Below are 25,660 nucleotides of genomic sequence, written 5' to 3'. Positions count from 1 at the left end.
GCTCAGTTCGCCAGGGCCTGCTGGAACGAATGATCGATGATCGGTGCGCTGGCCAGCTCTGCGGTGATCTGACTTGCCACCTCTGCATCATTTCAAACATCTATGCTCAACAAGCCAGCAGGAGGGTTCGATCGATGTGTGGACGATTGTCGCAATACCGGGGCATCCATGACTTCGTGGCGGTGTTGAGCATTCCCGATGCCTTGCTCAACCAGGTCGGCGATCAGCCGCTGGGGCGCTACAACGCCGCGCCCACCACCCAGCTCGCGCTGTTGCACCTGGAGAATGACGGCCTGCACGCCGACTCGCAGCGCTGGGGCTGGCGCCCGCACTGGGCGAAGGATCGCGCGGCGCCGATCAATGCCCGGGTCGAGAAAGTCGCCCACGGCCCGTTCTTTCGCGCGATCTGGCCCCATCGTGCCATCTGCCCGGTCGACAACTGGTTCGAATGGGTCGATGCCGGGGACGGCACGAGGCGGCCCTGGCTGATTCGTCGGCGCGACCAAGGGCCGATCTTCTGTGCGGCGATCGGGCAATTCCCGGAGGGCGGTGCAGCGCCCAGGGACGACGACGGCTTTGTCATCATCACCGCCGATAGCGCGGGCGGCATGCTGGACGTCCATGACCGCCGACCGGTGGTGTTCAACGCAGAACTTGCTCGGGAATGGCTGGACCCGGCGACGCCCAGGGAACGTGCCGAACAGATGGCGCTTCTACAGGGGGAAGACAGTGATGCTTTTGAGTGGTACAGGGTCGACAAGGCCGTAGGGAACGTCAGGAATCAGGGGCCTGGGTTGATTGATGTTCTGAAGGAATAATCACCTGTAGAAACATGGCACTTTGATACTTTCACCGCTTGTCAGACAACTACAGGCGCTTACATACATTTGTTAACACTGCCGCTAGGATTCGCGCCGCATTTCCGAGTGGCATACCAGATTGACCAAAGAGTCAACAATTAAGGAAATCCCATACACCAAGCCTTGCAGAGAATTCAATTGCGCGACGATTTTACAAGTAATCAAGTCGCGAGTCTGGCGTGCATTTATCTTACAAAGACTGAGCACTACCAACTCGACTGTTTCATCGGCCAGTACATACAAACCCGTAACTTACTTTCAATCCCCAATATCAAAGAGATCCTGAGTTCAATCCTCGAGAGCTATCCGGGAAAGCCCCCGGTGATGGTCAACGAACTGAACGCCTGGATCGACAAGAACCTGGGTTATCGAGCCACGCACCCCGAGTACCCACCGTTGCTGGAATAATCTCAACCGATTTGCCACCGTAGGAGCGAGCTTGCTCGCGAGGGTCGTCAACGATGACGCGGGGTACCAGATGCCCCACGGCGTCATCGAGTTTTTCGCGAGCAAGCTCGCTCCTACAGCAGTTACGATGTTCGCAGGTCGCTCAGAACTTGCGGTCAGGTTCCGACAATTCCTTGCCATCGTCGGGATGTTTCCAGTCCGGTGTCGAACGCTTCTGCTGTTCGATTTCTTCTTCGGTCGGTTCATCCTCGTCTACGTCCGAATCCGGTTGTTTTTGCTCTGTTGCCATGTGCTCACCTCTCTTCCTGAAAAGGGATCGGTCATCAACTTCAAGCGTAGAACAATTTCGTGTGCCCGGCTCACTGCCACCAGCGCAGCAAAAAGAAAAAGCCCATGCTCAACAGCATGCTGAGCAAGGTGTTGCGGGTGTACAGCACCAGGCCGACGGCCACCAGCGAGCTGATCAGGTAGGGGTTGTCCCATTGCAGGTTCAGTTGCTTGTCCGGCATGAACACGATAGGGCCACAGATCGCGGTCAACATGCCAGGCACGGCGAAGCCGAGGAACTGCCGGGCATTGCTGCTCAGACGCACCGGCAGGCGCGGTTCGAGGAACACATAGCGGTTGAGAAACACCAGCACGCCCATGCCGATAATCACTGCCCAGACCATCATGTGCGCGCTCCCTGGAATTTGTTGCAGATAAAACCGGCGGTCATGCCTGCCAGTCCCGACAGCACCAGGGCCGAGCCCCATTGCCAGTAGCTGAACAGTACCGAGCAAAACAGCGCGACCGCGACACAGACCACAGTCGGCACGTTGCGCACCACCGGGGTGATCAGGGCGATGAAGGTGGCCGCGATGGAGAAGTCCAGCCCCAGGTGCTCCAGGCCCGGGATGCTGCTGCCCAGCACGATGCCCGCCAGGGTGAAGAGGTTCCAGGCGATGTAGAACGTCAGGCCCACACCCAGCGCGTACCAGCGATTGAACTGCTGCCTGTCGTGCTGGCTGACCAGGGCGAACAGTTCATCGGTGAGCAAAAAGCCCAGGCCCGCGCGCCAGCGCCCCGGCAACGGCGAGATCACCGAACGCAGGCTCATGCCGTAGAGCAGATGCTGGGAGGTGAGCAGCAAGGTGGTCAGCAGGATCGAAAAGATCCCCGCCCCGCCCTTGAGCATGCCAATGGCGACCAATTGCGCGGCGCCGGCAAACACGATGCTCGACAAGCCCTGGCCTTGCAGCGGTGTGAGATTGGCTTCGATGGCCATGGAACCGGCGAGCAGGCCCCAGGGCGCCGTCGCCAGGGATAACGGCATGATCGCCACGGCGCCACGCAGGAATGCGCTGCGCGGCATGAGTGAGTTGGACATAACGCTCTGCAACCAGGGAAAGACCCGAGACTTTGCCAGCACTCACGGCTGATGGCTTGAACAATCTTGCGCACTTGTGCTGGTTGCAGTGCGGTTGTGGTACCCAACATGACGACGCTGCATTTTCCTGATTGACAAACTACCCGCCGGCTTTTAAAACTGGGCGCCTCATTCAGGGTGTAAACTAAGATGTCCGCAACCTTCAATCTCGACGCTTGTGTCATTGGCTTGACTGCCAAGGCCCAGGCTCGTGTTGCGCGCACCCTCAAATCGAAGAAACAGTCGCTCATGTGACCGGGGCGCGCTGTCCCGTCAGATGAGCTGACAGGACATTGAGCGCGACGGACCACCCTCCCCTTGCTTACTTCCTCCTGCGCTTCTGACGGTGACGACATCGGTCAACCATCAGGAGAAAGTGCATGTCATCGTTTCAAGGTATCTGGGTTCCCCTCGTCACGCCGTTCCACAATGGCGCCATCGATTTCATCGGCTTGCGCCGGCTGGTCAGTCATCTGCTGGAAAACGGCGTCGACGGTCTGATTGTCTGTGGCACCACCGGCGAGCCGGCGGCGATGAGCAAGCACGAGCAGTTGGCGGTGCTCGATGCGGTGCTGGAACAAGTGCCTGCCCAACAGGTCGCCATGGGCCTGGCCGGCAACAACCTGATCGAGCTGCTGCACTTTCAGGCCGAGATTCTCAAGCGCCCGGTGGCCGGCCTGCTGGTGCCGCCGCCGTATTACATCCGGCCGTCCCAGGCCGGGCTCGAAGCCTTTTTCCAGACGGTCGCCGACGCCTCCAGCGTGCCGCTGATCCTGTACGACATTCCCTACCGCACCGGTGTGACCTTCGACCAGGCCACCTTGCTCAACATCGTCGCCCACGAGCGAATCGTCGCGATCAAGGACTGTGGCGGCAACCTCGGTAACACCCTGGCATTGCTGGCCAGCGGCAAGGTCGACGTGCTGTGCGGTGAAGACAACCAGATCTTCAATGCCCTGTGCCTGGGCGCCAAGGGCGCGATTGCCGCGTCGGCGCACGTCCACCCCGAGCGCTTCGTGGCGTTGTACCGACAGATTCGCGACCACCAAATGGCGGCCGGCCGTGCCACGTTCTTCCAGCTGCTGCCGCTGATCCAGAGCTTGTTTATCGAACCCAACCCCGCACCGGTGAAAACCGCGCTGGCCCTGCAAGGCTTGATCGGCGATGAGCTACGCGCACCGATGCAACCCAGCAGCGCTGCCATGGGCACGCGTTTAAAAAAGGTGCTCAGCGCGCTGGGCAGCGACAATCGATAGAACGCCCGGCAGCCGCCCGAGTACCATGCAACGATTGGACTGACGCGCCAGGGGGGGGTCGACATGCTCTATCGAATCGCCGCCGATGGCCTGGTGCTGTTGCACCTGGCGTTCATTGTGTTCGTGGTGGGCGGCGGGCTGCTGGTTCTCAAATGGCCGCGCGTGATGCCGTGGCACCTGCCCGCCGCCATTTGGGGCGTGGCGGTGGAGGTTTTCCACCTGCCCTGCCCGCTGACACGCTGGGAAAACAGCATGCGCCAGGCCGCAGGGCAAAGCGGCTACGGCGCGGGTTTCATCGAACATTACGTGTGGCCGATCATTTACCCGGCGGGGCTGACACCGGCCATCCAGTTGGGGCTGGGCGCTGTGGTACTGCTGGTGAACGTACTGGTCTATCTGCGATTGTTCCGGCACAGAAAACGCCAACGACTATTGTAACTCCCGTCAAACCGAGGACTCGGCCCATGCTGTCGACTGACGACCTGACGCTGCTGCAAGCGATCCGCGAAACCGGCAGCCTGTCGCGGGCCGCGGCCTACCTCGGCAAGGCGCCCTCTACGGTGTCCTATGCCGCGCGGCAACTGGAAGAACGCTTCGATGCCTTGCTGTTCGATCGCCGGCGCTACCGCCTGCAACTCACCCCGGCCGGTGAATTATTGGTCAACGAAGCGGCCCGACTGCTGCAAGACGTCTCGCGCCTGACCCAGCGGGTGCAGCAAGTGGCCAGTGGCTGGGAGAGTCGACTGTGGATCGTCACCGATGAACTACTGGAGTTCGAGACACTGATCCCGGTCATCCACGAATTCGATGCACTGGGTTCCGGCGTACCGCTGCGCATCACCCAGGAAGTGCTCCGGGGTGTCTGGGAGGCCCTGCGTGAAGGCCGCGCGGACCTGATCATCGGCGCCACCAACGAACCGCCGGCCATCGCGTCCCTGCGCTGGATGCAACTGGGGGAAATGGAATGGGTGTTCGCCGTCTCGCCCAGGCACCCGCTGGCCAAGGCCAGGGAACCGATCAGCCGCGCCGAGGTGGCGCAGCACCGGGCGATTGTCGTGGCCGACTCGTCGCGGGCCAGCGAAGGCAGTACCTACGGCGTCTCGGGGGGCCAGTCGGTGCTGGCCGTGCCGAGCATGCGCGCGAAAATCCTCGCCCAGTGCGACAGCCTCGGTGTGGGCTGGCTGCCCAGGCACCGGGTCGGCTCGTTACTGCGCAATGGCTCGCTGGTTGAAAAGCAGATGGCAGACCCGCGCGAACCGAACATCCTGTATGCCGGCTGGCGCGGCGATCACGACGGGCGGGCGCTGGGCTGGTGGCTGGAAAAGCTCAAGCAGTCGTACCTTTGCACCCGACTGGTACAAGGCAACGACCGCTTTGCCTGAACCTCAGTTGGCGATCACGCTCATGTTCCGTCCGCTGGCCTTGGCCACGTACAGCGCCTTGTCGGCCGCCCCGATGAGCTCGCCGGTCTGGGCTTGTGACGCCGGATCGTAGCCGCAAACCCCCACGCTGACCGTGACCTTGCCATCAGGGCTTTCACTGTGCGGCAAGCCGCAGGCCTGCACCGCATGACGGATTTTCTCCGCCAGCAGGAATGCGCCAACGTAGTCAGTCCCCGGCAGCACCACGGCAAATTCCTCGCCGCCAAAGCGCGCAGCCAGATCGCCCGGGCGCTTGATGTGCTCGGTAATGATCGCACCGATCTTGCGCAGACACTCATCGCCGGCCAAGTGGCCATAGCGATCGTTGAACGGCTTGAAATGATCGACATCGATCATCAGCAGGGCCAACCCCGTGACGTTGTGTCGGGCGCGGCTCATTTCCGCCTGGATGAACAGGTCGAACTGGCGTCGGTTGGCCAGGCCCGTGAGCGCGTCCTCCAGTGCCAGCAATTCAAGGTTGCGATTGAGCTCAAGCAGCCTCTCCTGGGTACCGAGCAAATCCCCCTGGATGCGGTCCTGCTTCTTCATCAACCTGATCAGGCGATAGCCGAGCGCCCCCAGTACCCCGAGCAGCAGCGCGACGATACCCGCACTGAGCAAGGACTGCTGGCGCCAGCCGGCCAGCACCTCATCCTTGTTGAGCGCGGCAAAGACGATCAGCGGGTAACCCTCGACCCGGCGAAAACCCACGACCCGTTCCACGCCATCCATGATCGAGCGGACGGTTGCCGTCCCCGAACTGCCCTGGGGCAAAAGTCGGGTGAACAGCGGGCTCCTGGCCAGGCTGGTACCGATGTCCGCTTCGTGAAACGGCCGACGGACGATGATGCTGGCATCGTCGGCGATCAGGTTGATCACGCCGTTCTCGCCCATGTCGATGCCATCGTAAAGCTGCAGGAAATGGCTGAGGTAGAGGGTGGCAAGGGCCACGCCAGCGAAACGGCCATCCGGATAATTGATCCGCCGTGACACCGTCATGATCCATTCGCCGCTGGAACGGCTCTTGATCGAAGGGCCAATGTGCGGTCCGCGGTCCGGATGATCGCGGTGATAGATGAAATACTCTCGGTCGGAATTGTTGGCGCCCCCCACCTCGGCACCATTGGAGTTGGCGATCCATTTGCCGGTTTCGTCATAGACGAACAGCCCATGGAGCTGGCGCAACTCACTGCGCTGGGCGCGGAGCAAGCGTTGCAGGCGATCGAGCCGACCCTGTTCGATTCCGTCGTTCTCCAGGCGATCGACCAGGGTGAACAGCAGCGTGTCGGCTTGCTTGATCGCCGCCTGGGCCTGCGAGGCCAGGGTCTGCGCAAGGTTGGACATCGCCACTTCCTTGTCATGCAGATGGTACTGGCGCGAGTTCCAGGTTTCCCAGCTCACGATCACCACCATCGACAGGCAGACGGCAATCATCAGCGTCACGGCCGATCGAGTCTTGAGCCTTGCGATACCGTACCGGTTTTTTTCGATACGCCCGTTAGTGGATGGATGCCTCATGACGTTCGCTCCTTGAATCGAATATAAAGGCCTTGCTTTCTCCATTGCTTATCGCGCTGCGCCCTTTAAAGCGTCCAGCCAGGCTGGGTCAAGTCGCGTCTGCCGGGTATCGATACCCAGCGCTTCCATTCTCGCTTGATGCTCCTGCATATCCCGGTGTAATTGCGCATCATCGCTGGAGTTACCGTCCAGTTGATGCATCTGGCTCAATCCCAGGTGATAGAAGCGCAGAAGCCTCATGGCGTCCGGGTCTCCCGCCTCCACGGCAGCCTTGAGGTGGTGCATGACGTTGGTGATGCTCATCAGGCTGCGCTTGAGCTGCCAGCTGTAGACCGCCGGCGCCATCCACGCCTGGTGCCAGAACACCTTGCGCATCAATCCGGCCATGATCAATACCGCGGCGAACACCCCGCCGATGTTGAAGCGCAGATTGTCCCCTCCGGGCTCGCCGAACAAGGTCACCGCCGCGGTGGACAGGGCCATCGCCAGCGCCAGGAAGATCAGCGCGATCATCACCGTGCTGCGCCGCGTCCGCTGCCGATAGTCGTCGGCGTTCATCGGCTGGATTTCGAACATGACGTCGGGATTCCTTTGCTTCAATGGTAAAAAAGGTCACAGGTTAAAAAGACCGCGGGCCATTATCGCCTCTGCGACGGATTTAGCTATGCTGGGGCTCCTTTTCATCTATACATCATCAAAAGGAGGACGTGGCGAGACCGCGCAGTTCGTGCCATCTTCTTTCATGGATACTCTCTATTCGGATGCCATTCGTTGTTTGCGCGTGAATGGCATCGTTTTAAGGATCATTGAATGACCCAACGACAAGTAATCAATGCTTCGGTCAGCCCGAAAGGCAGCCTGGAAACACTCTCTCAACGGGAAGTCCAGCAACTGAGCGAAGCCGGATCCGGCAGCACCTACGACATCTTCCGCCAATGCGCCCTGGCCATCCTCAACACCGGCGCCCACGTCGATAACGCCAAGACCATCCTCGAAGCCTACAAGGACTTCGAAATCCGCATCCACCAGCAAGACCGCGGCGTACGCCTGGAACTGCTGAACGCCCCGGCCGACGCCTTCGTCGACGGCGAAATGATTGCCAGTACCCGTGAGATGTTGTTCAGCGCCCTGCGCGACATCGTCTACACCGAAAACGAACTCGACAGCCAACGCATCGACCTGAGCACCTCCCAGGGCATCAGCGATTATGTCTTCCACCTGCTGCGCAACGCCCGCACCCTGCGCCCCGGCGTCGAGCCGAAGATCGTTGTGTGCTGGGGCGGCCACTCGATCAACACCGAAGAATACAAATACACCAAGAAGGTCGGCCACGAACTGGGCCTGCGCAGCCTGGACGTCTGCACAGGTTGCGGCCCTGGCGTGATGAAAGGCCCGATGAAGGGCGCCACCATCGCCCATGCCAAGCAGCGTATCCACGGTGGGCGCTACCTTGGCCTGACTGAACCGGGGATCATCGCCGCCGAAGCGCCGAACCCGATCGTCAACGAGCTGGTGATCCTGCCCGACATCGAGAAGCGCCTGGAAGCCTTCGTTCGCGTCGGCCACGGCATCATCATTTTCCCCGGCGGCGCCGGTACCGCCGAAGAGTTCCTCTACCTGCTCGGCATCCTGATGCACCCGGACAACGAAGGCCTGCCCTTCCCGGTCATCCTCACCGGACCGAAACATGCCGCGCCCTACCTCGAACAGCTTGACGCGTTCGTCGGCGCCACCTTGGGCGAAGCCGCCAAGAAGCATTACCAGATCATCATCGACAACCCGGCAGAAGTCGCCCGGCAGATGACCCAGGGCCTCAAGGCAGTCAAACAGTTCCGCCGCGAACGCAACGACGCGTTCCATTTCAACTGGCTGCTGAAGATCGACGAAGGTTTCCAGCGTCCGTTCGACCCGACCCACGAAAACATGGCCAACCTCAAGCTGAGCCGCGACCTGCCGGCCCACGAACTGGCCGCCAACCTGCGCCGTGCGTTCTCCGGCATCGTCGCCGGCAACGTCAAGGACAAGGGCATCCGCCTGATCGAAAAACACGGGCCATACCAGATCCGCGGCGATGCGGCCGTCATGCAACCGTTGGATCAACTGCTCAAGGCCTTCGTCGCCCAGCACCGGATGAAACTGCCGGGTGGCGCGGCTTATGTGCCGTGTTATCGAGTGGTTGCGTGATCAAGTTGCTGTAAATTGTTGAACGCGAGCCGAAGCCAAATGCTTCGGCTTGTTGTTTCTAGGGATACACAAATCTGTAGGAGCCGGCTTGCTGGCCATTGCGATGGTGAAACTGATGCCGCCTTCGCTGGCAAGCCAGCTCCTACAGAATGTATGGTTGGCTTTGAGGCAGATACAAGAGGATCGACCGATGGACCACGTCAACCACATCCTGATCGTCGATGACGACCGTGAAATTCGCGAGCTGGTCGGCAACTACCTGAAAAAAAACGGCCTGCGCAGCACCGTGGTTCCCGACGGCCGGCACATGCGCAGCTTCCTCGAATCCAACCAGGTCGACCTGATCGTGCTCGACATCATGCTCCCCGGCGACGACGGCCTGGTCCTGTGCCGTGAACTACGTGCGGGCAAGCACAAAGCCACGCCGATCCTGATGCTCACCGCACGCAACGACGAAACCGATCGTATCCTCGGCCTGGAAATGGGCGCCGACGACTACCTGACCAAGCCCTTCGCCGCCCGCGAACTGCTGGCGCGAATCAACGCCGTACTGCGTCGCACGCGCATGCTGCCACCCAACCTGCTGATCAGTGAAAGCGGCCGGATGCTCGGCTTCGGCCGCTGGCGCCTGGACACCACCGCCCGTCATCTGCTGGACGAAGACGACACCCTGGTTGCCCTCAGTGGCGCCGAATACCGGCTACTACGGGTATTCCTCGATCACCCGCAGCGGGTGCTCAGTCGCGACCAGTTGCTCAACCTGACCCAGGGCCGCGACGCCGACCTGTTCGACCGCTCGATCGACTTGCTGGTCAGCCGCCTGCGCCAACGGCTCAAGGATGACTCCCGGGAACCGACCTACATCAAGACCGTGCGCAGCGAGGGTTATGTGTTCTCCTACCTGGTGCAGATGCTCGACGCACAGGCTTGAATCGTCGTATCCCGCGCCCACAGATCAACGCGCTCGATAACGACTATGCGCAGTGGTGTTTTTTCATCACGGTGCTCCAGCACTACAGTGGCCACATCTTCTTCCCACGCTCTGGAGCAACATCATGAAAAGCATCATCGGTATCGGCTTCGCTCTTGCAGTTCTTGGCAGCACTTGCGCCATCGCCGCCCCACACGCCACTGCACCCATGGTTGCCGCTGTGAAGGTCAGCCAACCGGCCACCCTGAACATGAACACCGTCAGTGATGACCACAAGGACAGCCAGGCGAGCAAACTCTACGTCGCGGAAAATCGTCCGGAGTTCGGTTCCAAATATCAGCGCTATTGATCAACGGCCTTGGGCTGTTTGAAAAAAGAAACCCCGCCAAATGCGGGGTTTCTTTCATTTGAGCACTAAGGCGTTACCAGCCGCGCAGCCAACGCCTTGGCCTGACTGGCCACGTCCGTCACGGCGGTGCTCTCCCACCACATCCCGCGCAATGGCGGCCCCATGGCAAACAATCGGCTGGCAGCCTGGCCATCGGCATTCAACACCGCGCCGTCGACCTCTGCGGCAATGCCCAGTGCCAGGTGTCCCGGCCGGACAAGCCCGCGCGCCAGCAATTGTCGGGGCAACGGGCGAGCTACCCGGCGCCAGTCATATTCGATGCCACTGGAATTGATCAGCGCCGCGCCACTGACCACCACCGTTTGCGCTTCACCCCGACGGCGGATACATATACTCACTCCATTGCCCGAAGTGGGTTGCAGCCCTTTGAACGACGCCGCCTGAATCCGCAACCGCCCTTCCCCGTGCAAACGCTCCACCAACTCGGCGCTCAACGGCGGCGAGCGATGGTGATGACTTTCCCACCAGGGCCGAACATGCCTGACGAACTGACGGCGCTGCACGTCGGTGGCCTGATTCCACAAGCGCCCGATGTGCGCCCGCACCGTGTCCAGCGGCGCTTGCCAGTCGATCCCCTGGGCAATGGCCTCGCGGCAATGCCGGCGCAGTTCACGTACCAGCTGTCGCGGCGTGCGTATGCTGTGATCCTCGGCCAGAAAATCGACCCACGCCGGTGGCTGCCGCCGCACATGGGGCAGCAGGCCGTGACGGGAAAACACTTCGATCGGTCCGCGATGCCCGGCCTGCTCCAGTGACACCACGGCATCGACCATGGTCAGGCCCGAGCCGATGATCAGCACCGTCGACTGCGGATCGAGTTGCTGCATCGCCGCCACATCCCAAGGGTCAAGCGCCGCCGCGTTCAAGCCGCTGGATTCAGTCTGGGGCGTGCGCGCGGCCGGGAACATCCCCGTAGCGAGCACCGCGAAGGAACCCTGCAAGTGCTGGCCCTCGCTCAAGGTCAAGTGCACCGACTGCGCATCGGTTTGCAGATCAACCACCTCGGCCTGCACATGCTCGACCGTTGAGCCGTTCAACGCCCCCACCGCTTGCGCCTCGGCAAGACGCTGCTGCACGTACAGGCCGAAAATCCCCCGTGGCGGGAACAGCTCGCTGATCGGTACAGGCTGCTCATCCGACTCCGGCCAACCGCCGGCCGCAATGTAGTCGGTGAGCCATTGGGTCAGGTCGTCGGCATTGTCCGGATCGACGCTCATGCGCGCCGCGTTGCCATTGAGCGTATGCCCCAGCTCCACAGCGCTATAGGCTTCGCCGCGCCCCAGTTCGGCGCGCGGCTCGATGACCAGCACCCGGCGCTTGCCGGGCAGACGCAACAATTGCGCCGCCAGCATCGTGCCGCTGAGGCCGCCGCCGATGATCAGGATGTCCGCGTGACGGATGGCGTCGGTCGCCTGCCCGCTTCGGGTTTCACTCATGCCGTTCTCACTGATCAGTGTTTATCCTCGACGATAATAGGCGCCAAACCCATGGAAGTTTCATCGAGCAGTACCAAAGTAGGATACGTCGCTCGAGATCATGGGAGGGCCCTTGCCGGCGGCGTCCAGGGATCCGCCGCACGATCGGAATTTCACGGGCCATCAAACGGCACTCCGAGAGTCTGGTGGACAGGTGCCCAGAGCATCGCAGGAGTCATGCCTGAATATAATTTATATATTTTTCAACAGGTTAATAGACAATCAAAGAAACCCTTACAGCTTTGAAACAGCAAACTGTCGATCCGCTGTTGATGGGCCAACAGTCAAATCACCACGTTGCGCACGAACCGTACCGCCACCGGCCCATCGTTGCGATAGGAGTGAGGCTGGTTGCTGGCAAACATGAAGAACTCGCCGGCACTGATGGTGTGCGGCACATCGCCGACCATCACCGTCAGGCAGCCTTCGAAGACGTAGAACTGTTCGCTCCAGCCGTCGGCATCCGGCTCCGACGGGTAGTGCTCGCCTGGTTCGAGGCGCCATTCCCAGAGTTCGACTTCCCGGGTGGCGTTGGCTTTGGCCAGCAGCACCGCCTTGCTGCCGGGGATGGTACCGGCCCAGGCCAGCTCGTTGATGCGGCTATGGTCGCGCACATCGGGGGCCTGGATCAGGTCGCTGAAGGCCACGTCCAGTGCTTCGGCGACCCGGTCGAGGGTCGTCAGGCTGACATTCTTTTCACCGGCCTCGATGGCCACCAGCATCCGGCGACTGACCCCGGATTTTTCCGCCAACGCGGTCTGGCTCATGTCGGCGGCATGGCGCAACCGACGAATGTTCTGACTGACGTGCTGCAGGACCGAAGCCCGGGGCGAGGAATCTTTGTGCACTATATTGCTCACTCGGTGGTGTTGCGCAGTATACTGCCCAACTTGCGACGCATTGTGCGTCCCCCTCAAACAGTGTGCAAGATCATGACGTCGGCGAACTCCTCCCAGGCTTCCTCCCGTTTCCTGCGGCTCAGCAAGGCCGAGTGCGTGCTGGTGCTGATCACCATGGTCTGGGGCGGCACCTTTTTGCTGGTCCAGCATGCGATGACCGTCAGCGGCCCGATGTTTTTCGTCGGCCTGCGCTTTGCCGCCGCCGCCGCCATCGTCGCCCTGTTCTCCTGGCGCAGCCTGCGCCAATTGACCTTGTTCGAGCTCAAGGCCGGGGCCTTTATCGGCGTGGCGATCATGCTCGGTTACGGCTTGCAGACGGTGGGGTTGCAGACCATTCCCAGCAGCCAGTCGGCCTTCATCACCGCGTTGTACGTGCCCTTCGTGCCGCTGCTGCAATGGCTGGTGCTGGGACGTCGCCCGGGGCTGATGCCAAGCATTGGCATCATGCTGGCCTTTACCGGGTTGATGTTGCTGTCGGGGCCATCCGGTGCGGCATTGAACTTCAGCCCTGGTGAAATCGCCACGTTGATCAGCGCCATTGCCATTGCGGCAGAGATCATCCTGATCAGCAACTTTGCAGGTCAGGTCGATGTGAAACGGGTCACCGTGGTGCAATTGGCCGTAACGTCGCTGCTGTCGTTCCTGATGGTGGTGCCGACCCAGGAACATATTCCGGATTTTTCCTGGCTGCTGCTGTGCAGTGCATTGGGCTTGGGCGCGGCGAGCGCGGCGATCCAGGTGGCGATGAACTGGGCACAGAAGAGTGTTTCGCCGACCCGGGCGACCTTGATTTATGCCGGTGAGCCGGTGTGGGCCGGGATTGTCGGGCGGATCGCCGGGGAGCGGCTGCCGGCCATTGCGTTGCTCGGGGCCGGGTTGATCGTGGCGGCGGTGATTGTCAGTGAGTTGAAGCCCAAAGGTAAGGCTGCTGCGGTTGAGGAAGAGCTGGAGCGGGAAACCCAGGGTTGAGCCGCAATATTTGCGACGTTTAATAAACAGCTTTCGCGAGCAGGCTCGCTCCCACAGTTGGAATGCATTCCCCTGCTCGCGAAGGGGCCGGCACAGGCTAAATCCATATCCCTGAAAAAATGTGAAGCAAGACTTTTCCGTCTACCTTGTAGGATTCTGCGACAGCTTGGCGTTTGGCGATCCGGGAGCTGGCACGTATGATGCTTCATAAACTTCCGCAGATTAGAAGCCTATGTCCCTGATAGTTCTACTGCTTCTGCCTTTTTTAGGCAGCTGTCTGGCAGCGGTGCTGCCACACAACGCGCGTAATACCGAATCGCTTCTGGCCGGCCTGGTTGCCTTGATCGGCACTGTCCAGGTCGCCCTCCTGTACCCGCAAATCGCCCATGGCGGCGTGATCCGCGAAGAATTCTTCTGGCTGCCAAGCCTTGGCTTGAACTTCGTCCTGCGCATGGACGGTTTCGCCTGGCTGTTCTCGATGCTGGTGCTGGGCATCGGCACGCTGGTGTCGCTGTATGCCCGCTACTACATGTCGCCGGACGATCCGGTGCCGCGGTTCTTCGCGTTTTTCCTGGCGTTCATGGGCGCCATGCTCGGGCTGGTGATCTCCGGCAACCTGATCCAGATGGTATTTTTCTGGGAGCTGACCAGCCTCTTCTCGTTCCTGTTGATCGGCTATTGGCACCACCGCGCCGACGCCCGGCGCGGCGCCTACATGGCGCTGATGGTCACCGGCGCGGGCGGCCTGTGCCTGCTGGCGGGGGTCATGCTGCTTGGCCATGTGGTCGGCAGCTATGACCTGGACAAGGTCCTGGCCGCCGGCGACATGATTCGCGCGCATGCCCTCTACCCCATCCTGCTACCCCTGATCCTGATCGGCGCCCTGAGCAAAAGTGCGCAATTCCCCTTCCACTTCTGGTTGCCCCACGCCATGGCTGCACCGACTCCGGTGTCGGCCTACCTGCACTCGGCGACCATGGTCAAGGCCGGGGTGTTCCTGCTGGCCCGACTGTGGCCGTCGCTGTCCGGTAGCGAAGAATGGTTCTACATCGTCAGTGGCGCCGGTGCCTGCACCCTGTTGCTCGGTGCCTATTGCGCGATGTTCCAGAACGACCTCAAGGGCCTGCTGGCCTACTCGACCATCAGCCACCTGGGCCTGATCACCCTGCTGCTGGGCCTCAACAGCCCGCTGGCCGCCGTGGCGGCGGTGTTCCACATCTTCAACCATGCCACCTTCAAGGCCTCGCTGTTCATGGCCGCCGGGATCATCGACCACGAAAGCGGCACCCGCGATATTCGCCGGCTCAGTGGCCTGTTCAAGCTGATCCCGTTCACCGCCACCCTGGCCATGGTCGCCAGCGCCTCGATGGCCGGCGTGCCGCTGCTCAACGGTTTCCTGTCCAAGGAAATGTTCTTCGCCGAAACCGTGTTCATCAATGCCACGGCCTGGATTGAAGCCACCCTGCCGATCGTCGCGACCATCGCCGGGACCTTCAGCGTTGCCTACTCCCTGCGTTTTACCGTAGACGTGTTCTTCGGCCCGACCGCCACCGACCTGCCGCACACCCCGCACGAACCGCCGCGCTGGATGCGCGCGCCGGTCGAGTTGCTGGTATTCGCGTGCCTGGTGGTGGGGATCTTCCCGGCGCAAGTGGTCGGCCCGTTGCTCGCTGCCGCTGCGCAGCCGGTCGTGGGCGGTACCCTGCCGGAGTACAGCCTGGCCATCTGGCACGGCTTGAACGCGCCGATGATCATGAGCCTGATCGCCATGTCCGGCGGCATTTTGTTGTATCTCTTGCTGCGCAATCAGCTCAAGCGTGGCCGTTTCCGCTATCCACCGCTGATTGGCCGGTTCAACGGCAAGCGACTGTTCGAACGCCTGCTGGTGATCAAGATGCGCCTGGCCCGGCGTCTGGAGCGACGGGTCAGCACTCGTCGCCTGCAAACCCAATTGTTCCTGATGGTGCTCGCCGCCGTGCTGGCCGGGCTGATACCGATGCTGCACAGCAGCCTGCAGTGGGGCGATCGGCCCAAGATCCCGGGCTCGATCGTGTTCGTCACCCTCTGGCTGCTGGCGATTGCCTGCGCCCTCGGTGCCGCGTATCAGGCCAAGTACCATCGTCTGGCCGCCCTGACCATGGTCAGCGTCTGCGGCCTGATGACCTGCGTGACCTTCGTCTGGTTCTCGGCGCCGGACCTGGCGCTGACGCAACTGGTGGTCGAAGTGGTGACCACGGTGCTGATCCTGCTGGGCCTGCGCTGGCTGCCACGGCGGATAGAAGAGGTTTCGCCGCTGCCGAGCAGCCTGCGCAAGGCGCGCATCCGCCGCATCCGCGACCTGCTGCTGTCGGCCGTGGTCGGCGGCGGCATGGCATTGCTGGCCTATGCGATGCTGACGCGGCAGACACCGAACGACATTTCCTCGTTCTACCTGAGCCGCGCCCTGCCCGAAGGCGGTGGCAGCAACGTGGTCAACGTGATGCTCGTGGACTTCCGCGGCTTCGACACCCTGGGTGAAATCACCGTGCTGGTGGCGGTGGCCCTGACCGTGTTCGCCCTGCTGCGGCGTTTCCGCCCGCCCAAGGAAAGCCTGCAGTTGCCGGCCCAGCAGCGCTTGCTCGCGCCCGACGTGGTCACCGACCTGGTCAATCCGCGCCACGCCAGCGACACCGCGCTCGGCTTCATGATGGTCCCGGCGGTGCTGGTGCGCCTGTTGCTGCCGATTGCGCTGGTGGTCTCGTTCTACCTGTTCATGCGTGGCCACAACCAGCCGGGCGGCGGTTTTGTCGCCGGCCTGGTGATGTCGGTGGCATTCATCCTGCAATACATGGTCGCCGGCACCCAGTGGGTCGAAGCGCAAATGAGCTTGCGACCGCTGCGCTGGATGGGCGTCGGCCTGCTGTTCGCCACCGTCACCGGCCTCTGCGCGATGCTCGTCGGCTATCCGTTCCTGACCACCCACACCTGGCACTTCGAGTTGCCGCTGCTGGGTGACATTCACATCGCCAGCGCCTTGTTCTTCGACGTTGGCGTGTACGCCGTGGTGGTCGGTTCGACGCTGTTGATCCTCACCGCCCTCGCCCACCAATCCGTCCGGGGCCACAAGACCGCGGCCCAGCCCAAACCCGCCGTCATGAAGGAGGCTGTCTGATGGAAGAAGTCATTGCCATCGCCATCGGCGTCCTCGCCGCGTCCGGCGTCTGGCTGATCCTGCGCCCACGGACGTTCCAGGTGGTCATGGGCCTGTGCCTGCTGTCATATGGGGTCAACCTGTTCATCTTCAGCATGGGCAGCCTGTTCATCGGCAAGGAACCGATCATCAAGGACGGCGTGCCCCAGGACCTGCTGCACTACACCGACCCGTTGCCGCAAGCGCTGGTACTGACCGCGATCGTCATCAGCTTCGCCATGACTGCGCTGTTCCTGGTGGTCTTGCTGGCCTCCCGGGGCCTGACCGGCACCGACCATGTGGATGGCCGGGAGCCTAAGGAATGAATCCGTTGTCGCACCTGATCGTCGCGCCCATCCTCCTGCCGCTGCTGACCGCCGCGGTGATGCTGATGCTCGGCGAAAAACATCGCCCGCTCAAGGCGAAAATCAACCTGTTCTCCAGCCTGCTCGGGCTCGGCGTTTCCGTTGTGCTGCTGCAATGGACACAAACCACCGGCATCGCCGGCTCCATCGGCGTGTACCTGCCGGGCAACTGGCAAGTGCCGTTCGGCCTGGTGCTGGTGGTCGATCGCCTGTCGGCGCTGATGCTGGTGCTGACCGGCATCATCGGCGTTTGCGCCCTGCTGTTCGCCATGGCCCGCTGGGACAGCGCCGGTTCGAGCTTCCACGCACTGTTCCAGATCCAGTTGATGGGCTTGTATGGCGCCTTCCTCACGGCGGACCTGTTCAATCTGTTCGTGTTCTTCGAAGTGCTGCTGGCCGCGTCCTACGGCCTGATGCTGCATGGCTCGGGGCGCGCGCGGGTATCGTCGGGGCTGCATTACATCTCGATCAACCTGCTGGCCTCGACCCTGTTCCTGATCGGCGCGGCGCTGATCTACGGCGTCACCGGCACGCTGAACATGGCCGACCTGGCGCTGAAGATCCCGCTGGTGCCCGAGGCCGATCGCGGCCTGCTGCACGCGGGCGCGGGCATCCTGGCGGTGGCGTTCCTGGCCAAGGCCGGGATGTGGCCACTGAATTTCTGGCTGGTGCCGGCGTACTCCTCGGCAAGCGCGCCAGTGGCGGCGATGTTCGCGATCATGACCAAGGTCGGCGTCTACACCCTGCTGCGCCTGTGGACCCTGCTGTTTTCCGGTCAGGCCGGTGCCTCGGCGTACTTCGGTGGCGACTGGCTGATCTACGGCGGCATGGCCACCATCGTCTGCGCGGCACTGGCGATCCTCGCGGCACAGCGCCTGGAGCGCATGGCCAGCCTGAGCATCCTGGTGTCGGCGGGGATCCTGCTGTCGGCCATTGGCTTCGCCCAGCCCAACCTGATCGGTGCGGCACTGTTTTATGTGGTCAGCTCGACCTTGGCGCTGAGCGCGCTGTTCCTGCTGGCGGAGCTGATCGAACGTTCGCGCTCGGCCAACGAAATACCCCTGGAAGATGAAAACGAGATGCTGCCACGGCCGCTGGAATCGTTGCATCCAGTCAAGGGCATCAACCTCGACGACGACCAGAAAGCCATGGTCGGCCAAGTGATTCCCTGGACCATGGCGTTCCTCGGCCTGAGCTTTATCGCCTGCGCCCTGTTGATCATCGGCATGCCTCCGCTCTCCGGGTTCATCGGCAAGCTCAGCCTGCTCAGCGCCCTGCTCAACCCGATGGGGCTGGGCAACGGCACCGAAGCGCCGGTATCGAATGCCGCGTGGGGCTTGCTGGCGTTGCTGATCCTCTCGGGACTGGCATCGCTGGTGGCCTTTTCCCGCGTGGGCATCCAGCGTTTCTGGACCCCTGCAGAACGCCCCTCGCCCGCGCTCCGGCGCCTGGAGTGCGTACCGATTTTCGCCCTGCTGGGCCTGAGCATCCTGCTGACGTTCAAGGCCGAACCGCTATTGCGCTACACACAAGCGGCCGCCAACGCCTTGAACAACCCGCAGCAATATGTGATGGCCGTGCTCGGTACCCGCGCGGTACCAGGCCCACAAGCCAAGGCGGCGTTGTTGGAGGTGCAACCATGAAGCGCCTGTTGCCTGCGCCATGGCTGTCGCTGGTCCTGTGGCTGTTGTGGCTGCTGCTGAACCTGTCGCTCAGCCCCGGCAATTTACTGCTGGGCGCCCTGCTGGGCTATTGCGCACCCTTGATGATGCGCAAGCTGCGCCCGCTACCGATCCGCATCCGCCGGCCCGGGGTGATCCTGCGCCTGTTCCTGCTGGTCGGTCGCGATGTGCTGGTGTCCAACCTGGCGGTCGCCTTTGGCGTGCTCAATGCCGGGCGCCGGCCACCGCGCTCTGCCTTCATCAAGGTGCCACTGGACCTGCGCGACGCCAACGGCCTGGCCGCGCTGTCGATGATCTGCACGGTGGTACCCGGCACGGTCTGGTCGGAACTGGCGCTGGACCGCAGCATCCTGTTGCTGCACGTCTTCGACCTGGATGACGAAGCGCTGTTCATCCAGCACTTCAAGGCGACCTACGAGCGGCCCCTGATGGAGATTTTCGAATGAGCAGTTTGCTGGCGAACGCGATTCTTCTGAGCCTGTTCCTGTTTTGCGTGGCGATGATCCTGACCCTGATCCGCCTGTTCAAGGGGCCCTCGGCCCAAGACCGGGTCCTGGCCCTGGATTACCTGTACATCGTGGCGATGCTGATGATGCTGACGTTGGGCATTCGGTACGCCAGTGACACTTACTTCGAGGCAGCGTTGCTGATCGCGCTGTTCGGTTTCGTCGGCTCCTTTGCCCTGGCCAAATTCCTCCTGCGTGGCGAGGTGATCGAATGAGCACGCCTTTGTCCCTATGGGTCGAAATTCCCGTGGCTATCCTGCTGGTGCTCGGCAGCCTGTTTGCGTTGGTGGGCGCCATCGGCCTGGTGCGGATGAAGGATTACTTCCAGCGCATGCACCCGCCGGCCCTGGCCTCGACCCTGGGCGCCTGGTGCGTGGCCCTGGCCTCGATCATCTTCTTTTCGGCGCTCAAGTCCGGACCGGTCCTGCACGCCTGGCTGATTCCGATCCTGCTGGCGATCACTGTGCCGGTGACTACATTGCTGTTGGCCCGGGCGGCGTTGTTTCGCAAGCGCATGGCTGGGGATGATGTGCCGGCTGAGGTATCGAGCCGGCGTATGGAAAGTGGGGGCTGATCAAAAGAACGAAAGATCAAAGGATCGTCCGAACGCGGCCCGAACCTTCGGCAGCTCCTGCAGGGGGAACGCGTATCATCAAACAACGAGGTCGAGCGTCAGCTCGCCTCGCTTTGGTTTTGATTTGGCTTTTGATCTTCCTTGCCGCCCTGTCAGGACGCCATCGCTGCGATCTAGGCCCAGGCCACCGCCAACAACCCCGCCCCCAGCAAAACACACAACGGCGAGTAGACCCAGGTATCCAGCTGCGCAAACCCCGAGCCCTTGACCTCCTTGAAAAACCCCACCAGCTCCGAATCGCCAATGGCCCGGGCGAACAGCAATAGCGCAATGGCGCTGATCACCCACTGCAACCCTTTATGATCCACCTGCGGCAGCCACCAGCCAACCCGCAAGCACACCAACAGGGCAATGACCAGCAACGCCGCCGCCACCAGCATCGTCATCCAGCCCCGTGGCTTGAAGGCCGGCTGCAACTGCGCACCACCCTCCACCGGCACCTGTGGCACCACCGCCACGGCGGCCCATTCGCCGCCAAACGCCCAATACACGTGTACCAGAGCGATCACCGCAATTACCGTCGCCAGCCATTGAGCCAACACGAAGGTCATGGTCTGCAATCCTTGAAAGGGATTTGAACAGACTCATCCTAGTTGGCTTTTTTTGCCGTGCACGCACTGATGCCAACGACCCGACCAACGAGATACATGGCCATTTGCAGCCAGTGTCTACAGGGCGGCAGACACCTTGTCCGCGACGTCTTTGGGCAACCAGGCCTTCCAGACTTCGGGATGCGCCTTCATGAACGCTTCGGCGGCCTGACGCGGTGGCGTGTGTTTTTCACTCATCTCGGCCAGCGCCCGGTTCAACGGGTCGATGGGAAAATCGACCTTGGCGAAGAACTCGGCAATCTGCGGGTATTGCTTCTGGAACGGCGTGGACACGCCGATGGACAGCTTCGATGGCAGCGAGCGGGTGGGTTGCGGGTTCGGGTTGTCGGCGTCGGTCAAGGTTTTCCAGGCTTGTGCATCGAAGGGCGGCTCCTCCAGCTGGATCAGCTTGAAGCGACCGAGCAGCGGCGTGGGCGACCAGTAATAGAACAGCACTGGTTTGCCACGGCGAATCGACGAGCTGATCTCCGCATCAAGCGCCGCTCCCGAACCGCTGCGGAAATTCACATAGCTGTCATCGAGACCATAGGCCTTGAGCTTCTGCTTGTTGACCACTTCCGAGGTCCAGCCGATGGGGCTGTTGAGGAAGCGCCCCTTGCTCGGGGCTTCAGGGTCCTTGAACACGTCCTTGTACTTGGGCAGGTCGGTGACACTGCGCAAGTCCGGCGCCATCGCCTTGATGCCCTTGGCCGGGTCGCCCTTGATCACATACTCCGGCACCCACCAGCCTTCGGTGGCGCCCTTGACCGTATCGCCCAGGCTCGCGACCTTGCCTTCGGCTTCTGCCTTGACCCAGACCGGGCTGCGTCCGGCCCACTCCTCGCCAATGACCTGGATGTCATTGTTGGCCAGCGCGGTTTCCAGGGTGATGGTAGTGCCCGGCAAGGTGTCGGTCGGCAGCCCATAACCCTTCTCGACGATGATCCGCAGGATATCGGTGATCAGGCTGCCGCTTTCCCAGTTGAGGTCGGCAAAGTGGATCGGAGCGCTGGCAGCCAGCACCGGAGCGGGTGACGCCAACAATCCGAACGTGGCCACGACAGCGGCCAGCAACTGGCAAATGCCTTTCATGCTTGTGCACCTCGTGCTGTTCACAGCAATGGCAGGATGGCCTGGCAGACGACTGCAAAGCCTCTGAATACTCAGTCAACTGACTGTAGTAGAGGTTCCTGCTTTCGAGGGAAGTGGATCAGTTTCCGGATTTTTCCTGTAGAAGCGCCAGCTCTCGCCTGACCATGCTGGCGTATGCCGCGGGTCGCAACGCGTAGATCTGAGAGGCCACCCAGGTCAGCCAGGCACCCTGCAGAAGAGCCTTGTGTTCAAACAGGCGCAGGGCCTCGGCTCGCGCGCTGGCCTCATGCTGTTGGTGGAAATCGGCGCGGGGCAGGTTCACTACTCACTGGCCTTGAACGTCACCAACTCACCCTTGCGCCATTTGGCGGCCTTGCCGGTCACGGCTTTGAGGGTCTTGGTCAGGCCTTCCTGCAACTGCTGGTGGGCGGCGAACACCGTCACCACGCTGTGGCCTTCCTTGAACAGGATCGCATGGCCATCGGCGGTGGTCACGAAGGCGTAGTCGCCCAGCCCATAGACCGTGTGCTTGATGTCGCGAAACTTGATTTCCAGCTTGCCGCCTTCACGACTGGGCAATACCGACGCGCTGAAATGATCGCCGACCTTGAGCTTGAGCCCCGGCTTATCGTCCACCACCAGCGCGGCCTCGGTGTCGATTTCGGCAATGTAAATGCCTTCGGCACTCTGTTCGGTAAGGTAAACGAAACGTGACTGAAACTGTTTAACCAGCTTTGCGCGCAAATCACCCAGCACAAACAAAGCATGCATATCGAGATTACTTACTGCCAAGGAAACATCCCCACATCTGAAAATGATGCCGCACGCGAAAAAAGCGCACAGCCAAAAAAAGCGGCAATGCCGAGGTGAAGCCAGATAACCCGGGTTGAGATCCTGGATGAGCAGAGCACTCATCCCTCTCGAGGCTTGAGAAGATTACTGGATGCCGCTCACATCGTCTCGCCCGGCATTCGACAAAGGCTGAAGGAAAACGCCCTTGGAACGGCCAGAGAAATACGGACTATCAACTTTAGGGAAAAAACTCTTATAAAAAAGCACTTTTCTGACATATCGCCAGGCGAAAATTGCTTTAGATAACCCTTGTCCACCCACCAATAAGGCTGATTCTAGAGCAGCGATGCTCATCGAGACTACCCATAACGACGTTCATTACGTCGGCAAACCACGAAAAGGACTTCATATGTGCACACTGACACACTTTGCCCACCCGCAGGCATCTTACTCCAACACTCATCCTGTCCTGCACCCTGCGGTGTTGCTTGCTGCCGAATCCGATGCCGCGCCGCCAAGATTTAAGGTGGTTCTGGCAGGTAACGCTTTCTTTCATATCAAGGAAACTTCCACGGGATACGTAAGAGGTTTCCGCGCCGATCATAACCAGGCCTGCGCCCTCGCCCGCGCACTTGAGTCACGTATGTGACACTTTCGTTCCGCTTTCCCTTGAAGGTTTCGTCAGGCCGGCGACTTTACTCCGCCGCCGGCTTGCAACTGCTGCCATACTGCCCGACCAATCAAACGCGCCGGCCTGTGGCGGGTGCGTTAAACAACAATATTTTTCATGGGAAGGCTGCAACGTGACGGAATTTGATATCGGCGAGTTTTTCATCAGGGGCGAAGCCAGGGAAATCGACGGCGAATTCCAGGCCGTGATCGTGATGCGCGCCAAACCGCCGCTGAAAACCGTGACCTATCATCAGGTCGAGAAAGATCGCTGGTTCAAATCCTCCGACATCGCAGCCCTCGCCGCCCAGCAATCGGCCCTGGAACTCAAGGCCGCCGTCGATGCTGGCGCCCTTAAAAGCTGACACGCGGATTTGCGGTCTATGCTCACTGCTGCGTTTGAACATCGTTTTCGAACTTACTGAAACACGGCTGCCTCAGATGTAACGCAGACGTTCTTCAAATCTTTCACTCGACACGACCGATGACCTGCAAGGAGATCAAGATGGAATCACCGACCCACGACTTGAAAGGCTTGTTCGACCAACTCGGCCTGGATTCCAGCCAGAAAGGCATAGACGATTTCATTGCCAGCCATTCCCCCCTGCCCGACGACAAGAAACTCATCGATGCCGAGTTCTGGACCCCGCAACAGGCAGGCTTCCTCAAAGAACAATTGCGTGAAGATGCCGACTGGGCGCGGGTGGTCGACGACCTGAACCTGCGCATGCATCAGGTTCACTAACCTCAGGCACAGTGCAGGCTGCCGATCGATTCGGCGCGTAATTGCGCCAGCCAGGCAGCCTTGCATTCCTCCGCTTCGTTGCGACTGGAATAGGCGGTGCCACGGCGTTCGCCATTGAGCAGCACCACCCAGCAGATGCTCTGCCCCACGGCTCGCAAATTGGCGGGTACCCCGCTGCCGATCATGACCGCGACATCAACTTTATTGTGCATGCTGCGCCTCCAATTCCGTTAGCTACCTAACTAATGGAGGTATGGTAACGATTCCCCAGGCGCGGAAACAATATCGACTTTGTACAGCTCAGTTACCAAAGTTGTAACAATTGCCGTCCATCATCGAGGGTTTTCCGGCTTGTACCCCAGGCGCAAACCGCCCCAATGACGGCCCTTGAGCATGATCGGCACTGATAGGTCGTGCATCAGTTCGCCGGTGTCGCGGGTGTAGGTTTGCAACAGTACTGCCTGCTGATGACTGCCACAGCGGATCCCCGTTCGGTCGGCGAACTTGCGTTTACTGCGGTTGTGCAGGGTATCGCGCTCTACGTCGCCGCTCAGTGGCTGGCTGAACGCCTTGTTATGCGTCGGCACATAGCCTTGCTGGGTGCAGGCGATGGCGAATACCAGGCCTTCGTGGCGTGGCAGCAGCGGTTCCTGGATCGCCGGCAAGACCTGATCGGTGTAGCGATCGAAACGCGTGTGGAACTTGGTCGGGTGGGTGTTGGGGATCGCCTGGTACTGGCGGTCGAACAGGTCTTCGAGGCTGATGAGGCCTGCATCGATGTCTGCTTCGAAACGCGCGGCAATCTGGCTCGCGCCTTCCCGGGCCAGGTCGTAGATCCGCTGGTGGTAGTCATCCAGGCCGACTTCGGCGAGGCGCTCGCTGATGGTCTCGGCCTGGCCTTCCATTTGCACCGCTGCCTGGGCCAGGCGCTGGGTCTGTTGGTCGCTGATGGCCAGGTCGCTGCGCATCTGCTCGATGGCGTGAAACAGGCTGTCGAGTTGTTCGCGGTTGGTTTCAGCACCACGGGCGATTTCACCAACCTGGCTTTCCACACTGGCGGCCAGGCGGGCAATGTTTTCCAGGTGCTGGCCCGTCTGTTCGACCTGCTCGACCCCGCTGTCAAGGTCTGCGGATAGCTGGCGGATCTGCTCGACCACTTGCGCGGTGCGTTGCTGGATATCGGCCACCATATCGCCAACCTCTCCGGTAGCGGTCGCCGTGCGCGCGGCAAGCCCTCGCACTTCGTCAGCCACCACCGCAAAACCGCGGCCGTGCTCCCCGGCCCGTGCTGCTTCGATCGCTGCGTTCAAGGCCAGCAAGTTGGTCTGGCTGGCGATGAACTGGATCACCAGCGTGACCCGCTGAATCTCATCGCTACGCAGGCTCAGGGCCTCGATCAATTCACGGCTGTTGCTCGCGCGCTGGCTGAGCTGGTGCATGCGGGCGATCGACTCGACCAATTCGGTGCGCCCTGCCACACCGCTCTGGTGCGCTTCGCTCGCGGCAGTGAGCGCCTGGCGACTGAGGGTCGAGGTGGCCTGCTCGGTGGCAATCATGACTTCGGCATTGCCGACGATTCGCGCCGCCGCGCCCAGTTGCGATTGCAGTTTGTCGGCCAGTTGCTTGACCGAGAAGGCCACGCCAGCGGCTGACAGGGCGTTATGACTGGTGGTGTAGG

At 61.3% G+C, this 25,660-nt stretch carries 33 protein-coding genes; 19 read left to right on the top strand and 14 right to left on the bottom strand.

From position 1 onward, the window contains the following. Nucleotides 1-134: 134 nt before the first annotated feature. Complete coding sequence (locus BKX96_RS28245; protein WP_077186067.1) at nt 135-818, top strand: SOS response-associated peptidase; 684 nt, start codon at nt 135-137, stop codon at nt 816-818. Nucleotides 819-998: 180 nt separating this feature from the next. Beyond that, a complete protein-coding gene (locus BKX96_RS33350) occupies nt 999-1,268 on the top strand; it encodes a hypothetical protein (protein WP_077186128.1) in 270 nt (89 codons plus the stop codon). A 142-nt stretch (nt 1,269-1,410) separates the two neighbouring features. On the opposite strand, the gene BKX96_RS32955 is transcribed toward BKX96_RS33350, so the two are convergent. The 3 genes from BKX96_RS32955 to BKX96_RS28230 all read right to left on the bottom strand — a co-directional run bounded on the left by BKX96_RS32955 (nt 1,411) and on the right by BKX96_RS28230 (nt 2,637). Further along, complete coding sequence (locus BKX96_RS32955) at nt 1,411-1,557, bottom strand: hypothetical protein (protein ID WP_162837835.1); 147 nt, start codon at nt 1,555-1,557, stop codon at nt 1,411-1,413. A 70-nt stretch (nt 1,558-1,627) separates the two neighbouring features. Further along, entirely contained in the window at nt 1,628-1,939 is a 312-nt protein-coding gene (locus BKX96_RS28235) for an AzlD domain-containing protein (protein ID WP_166619293.1), read from the bottom strand. Then, nucleotides 1,939-2,637, bottom strand: coding sequence for an AzlC family ABC transporter permease (locus tag BKX96_RS28230; RefSeq protein WP_046817559.1), 699 nt, complete (start codon nt 2,635-2,637; stop codon nt 1,939-1,941). The genes BKX96_RS28235 and BKX96_RS28230 overlap by 1 nt, the downstream gene beginning before the upstream one ends. A 419-nt stretch (nt 2,638-3,056) precedes the next feature. Between BKX96_RS28230 and dapA the strand changes: the two genes are divergently transcribed. From dapA to BKX96_RS28215, 3 genes are all read left to right on the top strand, one after another. Continuing rightward, complete coding sequence (gene dapA, locus BKX96_RS28225) at nt 3,057-3,932, top strand: 4-hydroxy-tetrahydrodipicolinate synthase (protein ID WP_077186065.1); 876 nt, start codon at nt 3,057-3,059, stop codon at nt 3,930-3,932. 63 nt (nt 3,933-3,995) lie between these two features. Beyond that, entirely contained in the window at nt 3,996-4,370 is a 375-nt protein-coding gene (locus BKX96_RS28220) for a DUF2784 domain-containing protein (protein ID WP_046817561.1), read from the top strand. 26 nt (nt 4,371-4,396) lie between these two features. Next, nucleotides 4,397-5,314, top strand: coding sequence for a LysR family transcriptional regulator (locus BKX96_RS28215; RefSeq protein WP_046817562.1), 918 nt, complete (start codon nt 4,397-4,399; stop codon nt 5,312-5,314). Between the two features lie 3 nt (nt 5,315-5,317). Here the strand turns inward: BKX96_RS28215 and BKX96_RS28210 are convergent, their stop codons facing one another. Both BKX96_RS28210 and BKX96_RS28205 read right to left on the bottom strand, forming a co-directional pair. Continuing rightward, nucleotides 5,318-6,871, bottom strand: coding sequence for a sensor domain-containing diguanylate cyclase (locus BKX96_RS28210; protein ID WP_077186064.1), 1,554 nt, complete (start codon nt 6,869-6,871; stop codon nt 5,318-5,320). A 48-nt stretch (nt 6,872-6,919) separates the two neighbouring features. Beyond that, nucleotides 6,920-7,447, bottom strand: a complete 528-nt coding sequence (locus BKX96_RS28205) for a DUF3087 family protein (RefSeq protein ID WP_046817564.1) — start codon at nt 7,445-7,447, stop codon at nt 6,920-6,922. On the opposite strand from BKX96_RS28205, the gene BKX96_RS28200 reads away from it, so the two are divergent. The 4 genes from BKX96_RS28200 to BKX96_RS28185 all read left to right on the top strand — a co-directional run bounded on the left by BKX96_RS28200 (nt 7,446) and on the right by BKX96_RS28185 (nt 10,335). After that, nucleotides 7,446-7,685 carry a hypothetical protein gene (locus tag BKX96_RS28200; RefSeq protein ID WP_046817565.1) on the top strand — a complete coding sequence of 80 codons (240 nt, stop codon included), beginning with the start codon at nt 7,446-7,448 and terminating at the stop codon, nt 7,683-7,685. The genes BKX96_RS28205 and BKX96_RS28200 overlap by 2 nt on opposite strands. Beyond that, nucleotides 7,682-9,055, top strand: coding sequence for a nucleotide 5'-monophosphate nucleosidase PpnN (gene ppnN / locus BKX96_RS28195; RefSeq protein WP_046817566.1), 1,374 nt, complete (start codon nt 7,682-7,684; stop codon nt 9,053-9,055). The genes BKX96_RS28200 and ppnN overlap by 4 nt, the downstream gene beginning before the upstream one ends. Nucleotides 9,056-9,245: 190 nt before the next feature. Beyond that, nucleotides 9,246-9,986 carry a response regulator gene (locus BKX96_RS28190; protein WP_077186127.1) on the top strand — a complete coding sequence of 247 codons (741 nt, stop codon included), beginning with the start codon at nt 9,246-9,248 and terminating at the stop codon, nt 9,984-9,986. 124 nt (nt 9,987-10,110) lie between these two features. Continuing rightward, complete coding sequence (locus BKX96_RS28185; protein ID WP_077186063.1) at nt 10,111-10,335, top strand: hypothetical protein; 225 nt, start codon at nt 10,111-10,113, stop codon at nt 10,333-10,335. A 65-nt stretch (nt 10,336-10,400) separates the two neighbouring features. Here BKX96_RS28185 and BKX96_RS28180 read toward each other — a convergent pair whose 3' ends face one another. Both BKX96_RS28180 and BKX96_RS28175 read right to left on the bottom strand, forming a co-directional pair. Beyond that, nucleotides 10,401-11,831 carry an FAD/NAD(P)-binding protein gene (locus BKX96_RS28180; RefSeq protein WP_077186062.1) on the bottom strand — a complete coding sequence of 477 codons (1,431 nt, stop codon included), beginning with the start codon at nt 11,829-11,831 and terminating at the stop codon, nt 10,401-10,403. A 323-nt stretch (nt 11,832-12,154) separates the two neighbouring features. Beyond that, the gene (locus tag BKX96_RS28175; protein WP_077186061.1) at nt 12,155-12,718 is read right to left on the bottom strand and encodes a helix-turn-helix domain-containing protein; all 564 of its coding nucleotides are present in this window, start codon (nt 12,716-12,718) and stop codon (nt 12,155-12,157) included. Between BKX96_RS28175 and BKX96_RS28170 the strand changes: the two genes are divergently transcribed. From BKX96_RS28170 to BKX96_RS28140, 7 genes are all read left to right on the top strand, one after another. Further along, nucleotides 12,713-13,738, top strand: a complete 1,026-nt coding sequence (locus tag BKX96_RS28170; protein WP_077186060.1) for a DMT family transporter — start codon at nt 12,713-12,715, stop codon at nt 13,736-13,738. The two genes, BKX96_RS28175 and BKX96_RS28170, sit on opposite strands and share 6 nt — an antisense overlap. Nucleotides 13,739-13,970: 232 nt before the next feature. Continuing rightward, a complete protein-coding gene (locus tag BKX96_RS28165) occupies nt 13,971-16,889 on the top strand; it encodes a monovalent cation/H+ antiporter subunit A (RefSeq protein ID WP_077186059.1) in 2,919 nt (972 codons plus the stop codon). After that, nucleotides 16,889-17,233, top strand: a complete 345-nt coding sequence (locus tag BKX96_RS28160; protein WP_007986256.1) for a Na+/H+ antiporter subunit C — start codon at nt 16,889-16,891, stop codon at nt 17,231-17,233. The genes BKX96_RS28165 and BKX96_RS28160 overlap by 1 nt, the downstream gene beginning before the upstream one ends. Beyond that, a complete protein-coding gene (locus BKX96_RS28155) occupies nt 17,230-18,915 on the top strand; it encodes a monovalent cation/H+ antiporter subunit D (RefSeq protein WP_046817572.1) in 1,686 nt (561 codons plus the stop codon). The genes BKX96_RS28160 and BKX96_RS28155 overlap by 4 nt, the downstream gene beginning before the upstream one ends. Continuing rightward, nucleotides 18,912-19,400, top strand: coding sequence for a Na+/H+ antiporter subunit E (locus BKX96_RS28150; RefSeq protein WP_046817573.1), 489 nt, complete (start codon nt 18,912-18,914; stop codon nt 19,398-19,400). The genes BKX96_RS28155 and BKX96_RS28150 overlap by 4 nt, the downstream gene beginning before the upstream one ends. Then, a complete protein-coding gene (locus tag BKX96_RS28145; protein ID WP_046817574.1) occupies nt 19,397-19,675 on the top strand; it encodes a K+/H+ antiporter subunit F in 279 nt (92 codons plus the stop codon). The genes BKX96_RS28150 and BKX96_RS28145 overlap by 4 nt, the downstream gene beginning before the upstream one ends. After that, nucleotides 19,672-20,034: a Na+/H+ antiporter subunit G gene (locus BKX96_RS28140; RefSeq protein ID WP_046817575.1), complete on the top strand. Its 363-nt coding sequence runs from the start codon at nt 19,672-19,674 to the stop codon at nt 20,032-20,034. Before BKX96_RS28145 ends, BKX96_RS28140 begins: the two co-directional genes overlap by 4 nt. Nucleotides 20,035-20,207: 173 nt before the next feature. On the opposite strand, the gene BKX96_RS28135 is transcribed toward BKX96_RS28140, so the two are convergent. The 5 genes from BKX96_RS28135 to BKX96_RS32635 all read right to left on the bottom strand — a co-directional run bounded on the left by BKX96_RS28135 (nt 20,208) and on the right by BKX96_RS32635 (nt 22,922). Then, nucleotides 20,208-20,645 carry a DUF3995 domain-containing protein gene (locus BKX96_RS28135; protein WP_077186058.1) on the bottom strand — a complete coding sequence of 146 codons (438 nt, stop codon included), beginning with the start codon at nt 20,643-20,645 and terminating at the stop codon, nt 20,208-20,210. A gap of 117 nt (nt 20,646-20,762) precedes the next feature. Beyond that, complete coding sequence (locus BKX96_RS28130; RefSeq protein WP_077186057.1) at nt 20,763-21,776, bottom strand: ABC transporter substrate-binding protein; 1,014 nt, start codon at nt 21,774-21,776, stop codon at nt 20,763-20,765. A gap of 118 nt (nt 21,777-21,894) precedes the next feature. Continuing rightward, nucleotides 21,895-22,098, bottom strand: a complete 204-nt coding sequence (locus BKX96_RS28125; RefSeq protein ID WP_179092186.1) for a hypothetical protein — start codon at nt 22,096-22,098, stop codon at nt 21,895-21,897. Further along, nucleotides 22,098-22,568 (bottom strand): hypothetical protein, encoded by a 471-nt coding sequence (locus BKX96_RS28120; RefSeq protein ID WP_077186126.1) that lies wholly within the window; start codon nt 22,566-22,568, stop codon nt 22,098-22,100. The genes BKX96_RS28125 and BKX96_RS28120 overlap by 1 nt, the downstream gene beginning before the upstream one ends. 144 nt (nt 22,569-22,712) lie before the next feature. Then, entirely contained in the window at nt 22,713-22,922 is a 210-nt protein-coding gene (locus BKX96_RS32635) for a hypothetical protein (RefSeq protein WP_143512483.1), read from the bottom strand. A 55-nt stretch (nt 22,923-22,977) separates the two neighbouring features. Between BKX96_RS32635 and BKX96_RS28115 the strand changes: the two genes are divergently transcribed. From BKX96_RS28115 to BKX96_RS28105, 3 genes are all read left to right on the top strand, one after another. Continuing rightward, entirely contained in the window at nt 22,978-23,217 is a 240-nt protein-coding gene (locus BKX96_RS28115; RefSeq protein ID WP_077186125.1) for a hypothetical protein, read from the top strand. A 154-nt stretch (nt 23,218-23,371) separates the two neighbouring features. Then, entirely contained in the window at nt 23,372-23,602 is a 231-nt protein-coding gene (locus tag BKX96_RS28110) for a hypothetical protein (RefSeq protein WP_046817580.1), read from the top strand. A 140-nt stretch (nt 23,603-23,742) separates the two neighbouring features. Further along, on the top strand, nt 23,743-23,982 hold the full coding sequence (locus tag BKX96_RS28105) for a DUF2789 domain-containing protein (protein ID WP_046817581.1): 240 nt from the start codon (nt 23,743-23,745) through the stop codon (nt 23,980-23,982). Between the two features lie 2 nt (nt 23,983-23,984). Here the strand turns inward: BKX96_RS28105 and BKX96_RS28100 are convergent, their stop codons facing one another. Together BKX96_RS28100 and BKX96_RS28095 are read right to left on the bottom strand one after the other, a co-directional pair. After that, nucleotides 23,985-24,194, bottom strand: coding sequence for a hypothetical protein (locus tag BKX96_RS28100; RefSeq protein WP_046817582.1), 210 nt, complete (start codon nt 24,192-24,194; stop codon nt 23,985-23,987). Between the two features lie 120 nt (nt 24,195-24,314). Then, on the bottom strand, nt 24,315-25,538 hold the full coding sequence (locus BKX96_RS28095; protein WP_410454551.1) for a methyl-accepting chemotaxis protein: 1,224 nt from the start codon (nt 25,536-25,538) through the stop codon (nt 24,315-24,317). Between the last annotated feature and the right edge of the window lie 122 nt (nt 25,539-25,660).

The sequence above is a fragment of the Pseudomonas putida genome, from assembly GCF_001976065.1.
GTDB classification, from domain to species: Bacteria; Pseudomonadota; Gammaproteobacteria; order Pseudomonadales; family Pseudomonadaceae; genus Aquipseudomonas; species Aquipseudomonas serbica.
This window is presented reverse-complemented; position numbering and strand designations above follow the sequence as displayed.

Bases quoted from the DNA above. Each gene is read 5' to 3' on its own strand.
- BKX96_RS32955 (WP_162837835.1), bottom strand. From the start codon at position 1,557: ATGGCAACAGAGCAAAAACAACCGGATTCGGACGTAGACGAGGATGAA.
- BKX96_RS28210 (WP_077186064.1), bottom strand. From the start codon at position 6,871: ATGAGGCATCCATCCACTAACGGGCGTATCGAAAAAAACCGGTACGGT.
- dapA (WP_077186065.1), top strand. From the start codon at position 3,057: ATGTCATCGTTTCAAGGTATCTGGGTTCCCCTCGTCACGCCGTTCCAC.
- BKX96_RS28155 (WP_046817572.1), top strand. From the start codon at position 17,230: ATGAATCCGTTGTCGCACCTGATCGTCGCGCCCATCCTCCTGCCGCTG.
- BKX96_RS28160 (WP_007986256.1), top strand. From the start codon at position 16,889: ATGGAAGAAGTCATTGCCATCGCCATCGGCGTCCTCGCCGCGTCCGGC.
- BKX96_RS28190 (WP_077186127.1), top strand. From the start codon at position 9,246: ATGGACCACGTCAACCACATCCTGATCGTCGATGACGACCGTGAAATT.
- BKX96_RS28230 (WP_046817559.1), bottom strand. From the start codon at position 2,637: ATGTCCAACTCACTCATGCCGCGCAGCGCATTCCTGCGTGGCGCCGTG.
- BKX96_RS28130 (WP_077186057.1), bottom strand. From the start codon at position 21,776: ATGAAAGGCATTTGCCAGTTGCTGGCCGCTGTCGTGGCCACGTTCGGA.
- BKX96_RS28095 (WP_410454551.1), bottom strand. From the start codon at position 25,538: ATGATTGCCACCGAGCAGGCCACCTCGACCCTCAGTCGCCAGGCGCTC.
- BKX96_RS28200 (WP_046817565.1), top strand. From the start codon at position 7,446: ATGACGTCGGGATTCCTTTGCTTCAATGGTAAAAAAGGTCACAGGTTA.
- BKX96_RS28145 (WP_046817574.1), top strand. From the start codon at position 19,397: ATGAGCAGTTTGCTGGCGAACGCGATTCTTCTGAGCCTGTTCCTGTTT.
- BKX96_RS28205 (WP_046817564.1), bottom strand. From the start codon at position 7,447: ATGTTCGAAATCCAGCCGATGAACGCCGACGACTATCGGCAGCGGACG.
- BKX96_RS28185 (WP_077186063.1), top strand. From the start codon at position 10,111: ATGAAAAGCATCATCGGTATCGGCTTCGCTCTTGCAGTTCTTGGCAGC.
- BKX96_RS28215 (WP_046817562.1), top strand. From the start codon at position 4,397: ATGCTGTCGACTGACGACCTGACGCTGCTGCAAGCGATCCGCGAAACC.
- BKX96_RS28180 (WP_077186062.1), bottom strand. From the start codon at position 11,831: ATGAGTGAAACCCGAAGCGGGCAGGCGACCGACGCCATCCGTCACGCG.
- BKX96_RS28115 (WP_077186125.1), top strand. From the start codon at position 22,978: ATGTGCACACTGACACACTTTGCCCACCCGCAGGCATCTTACTCCAAC.
- BKX96_RS28245 (WP_077186067.1), top strand. From the start codon at position 135: ATGTGTGGACGATTGTCGCAATACCGGGGCATCCATGACTTCGTGGCG.
- BKX96_RS32635 (WP_143512483.1), bottom strand. From the start codon at position 22,922: ATGAGCATCGCTGCTCTAGAATCAGCCTTATTGGTGGGTGGACAAGGG.
- BKX96_RS28165 (WP_077186059.1), top strand. From the start codon at position 13,971: ATGTCCCTGATAGTTCTACTGCTTCTGCCTTTTTTAGGCAGCTGTCTG.
- BKX96_RS28135 (WP_077186058.1), bottom strand. From the start codon at position 20,645: ATGACCTTCGTGTTGGCTCAATGGCTGGCGACGGTAATTGCGGTGATC.
- BKX96_RS28150 (WP_046817573.1), top strand. From the start codon at position 18,912: ATGAAGCGCCTGTTGCCTGCGCCATGGCTGTCGCTGGTCCTGTGGCTG.
- BKX96_RS28105 (WP_046817581.1), top strand. From the start codon at position 23,743: ATGGAATCACCGACCCACGACTTGAAAGGCTTGTTCGACCAACTCGGC.
- ppnN (WP_046817566.1), top strand. From the start codon at position 7,682: ATGACCCAACGACAAGTAATCAATGCTTCGGTCAGCCCGAAAGGCAGC.
- BKX96_RS28220 (WP_046817561.1), top strand. From the start codon at position 3,996: ATGCTCTATCGAATCGCCGCCGATGGCCTGGTGCTGTTGCACCTGGCG.
- BKX96_RS28100 (WP_046817582.1), bottom strand. From the start codon at position 24,194: ATGCACAATAAAGTTGATGTCGCGGTCATGATCGGCAGCGGGGTACCC.
- BKX96_RS28235 (WP_166619293.1), bottom strand. From the start codon at position 1,939: ATGGTCTGGGCAGTGATTATCGGCATGGGCGTGCTGGTGTTTCTCAAC.
- BKX96_RS28140 (WP_046817575.1), top strand. From the start codon at position 19,672: ATGAGCACGCCTTTGTCCCTATGGGTCGAAATTCCCGTGGCTATCCTG.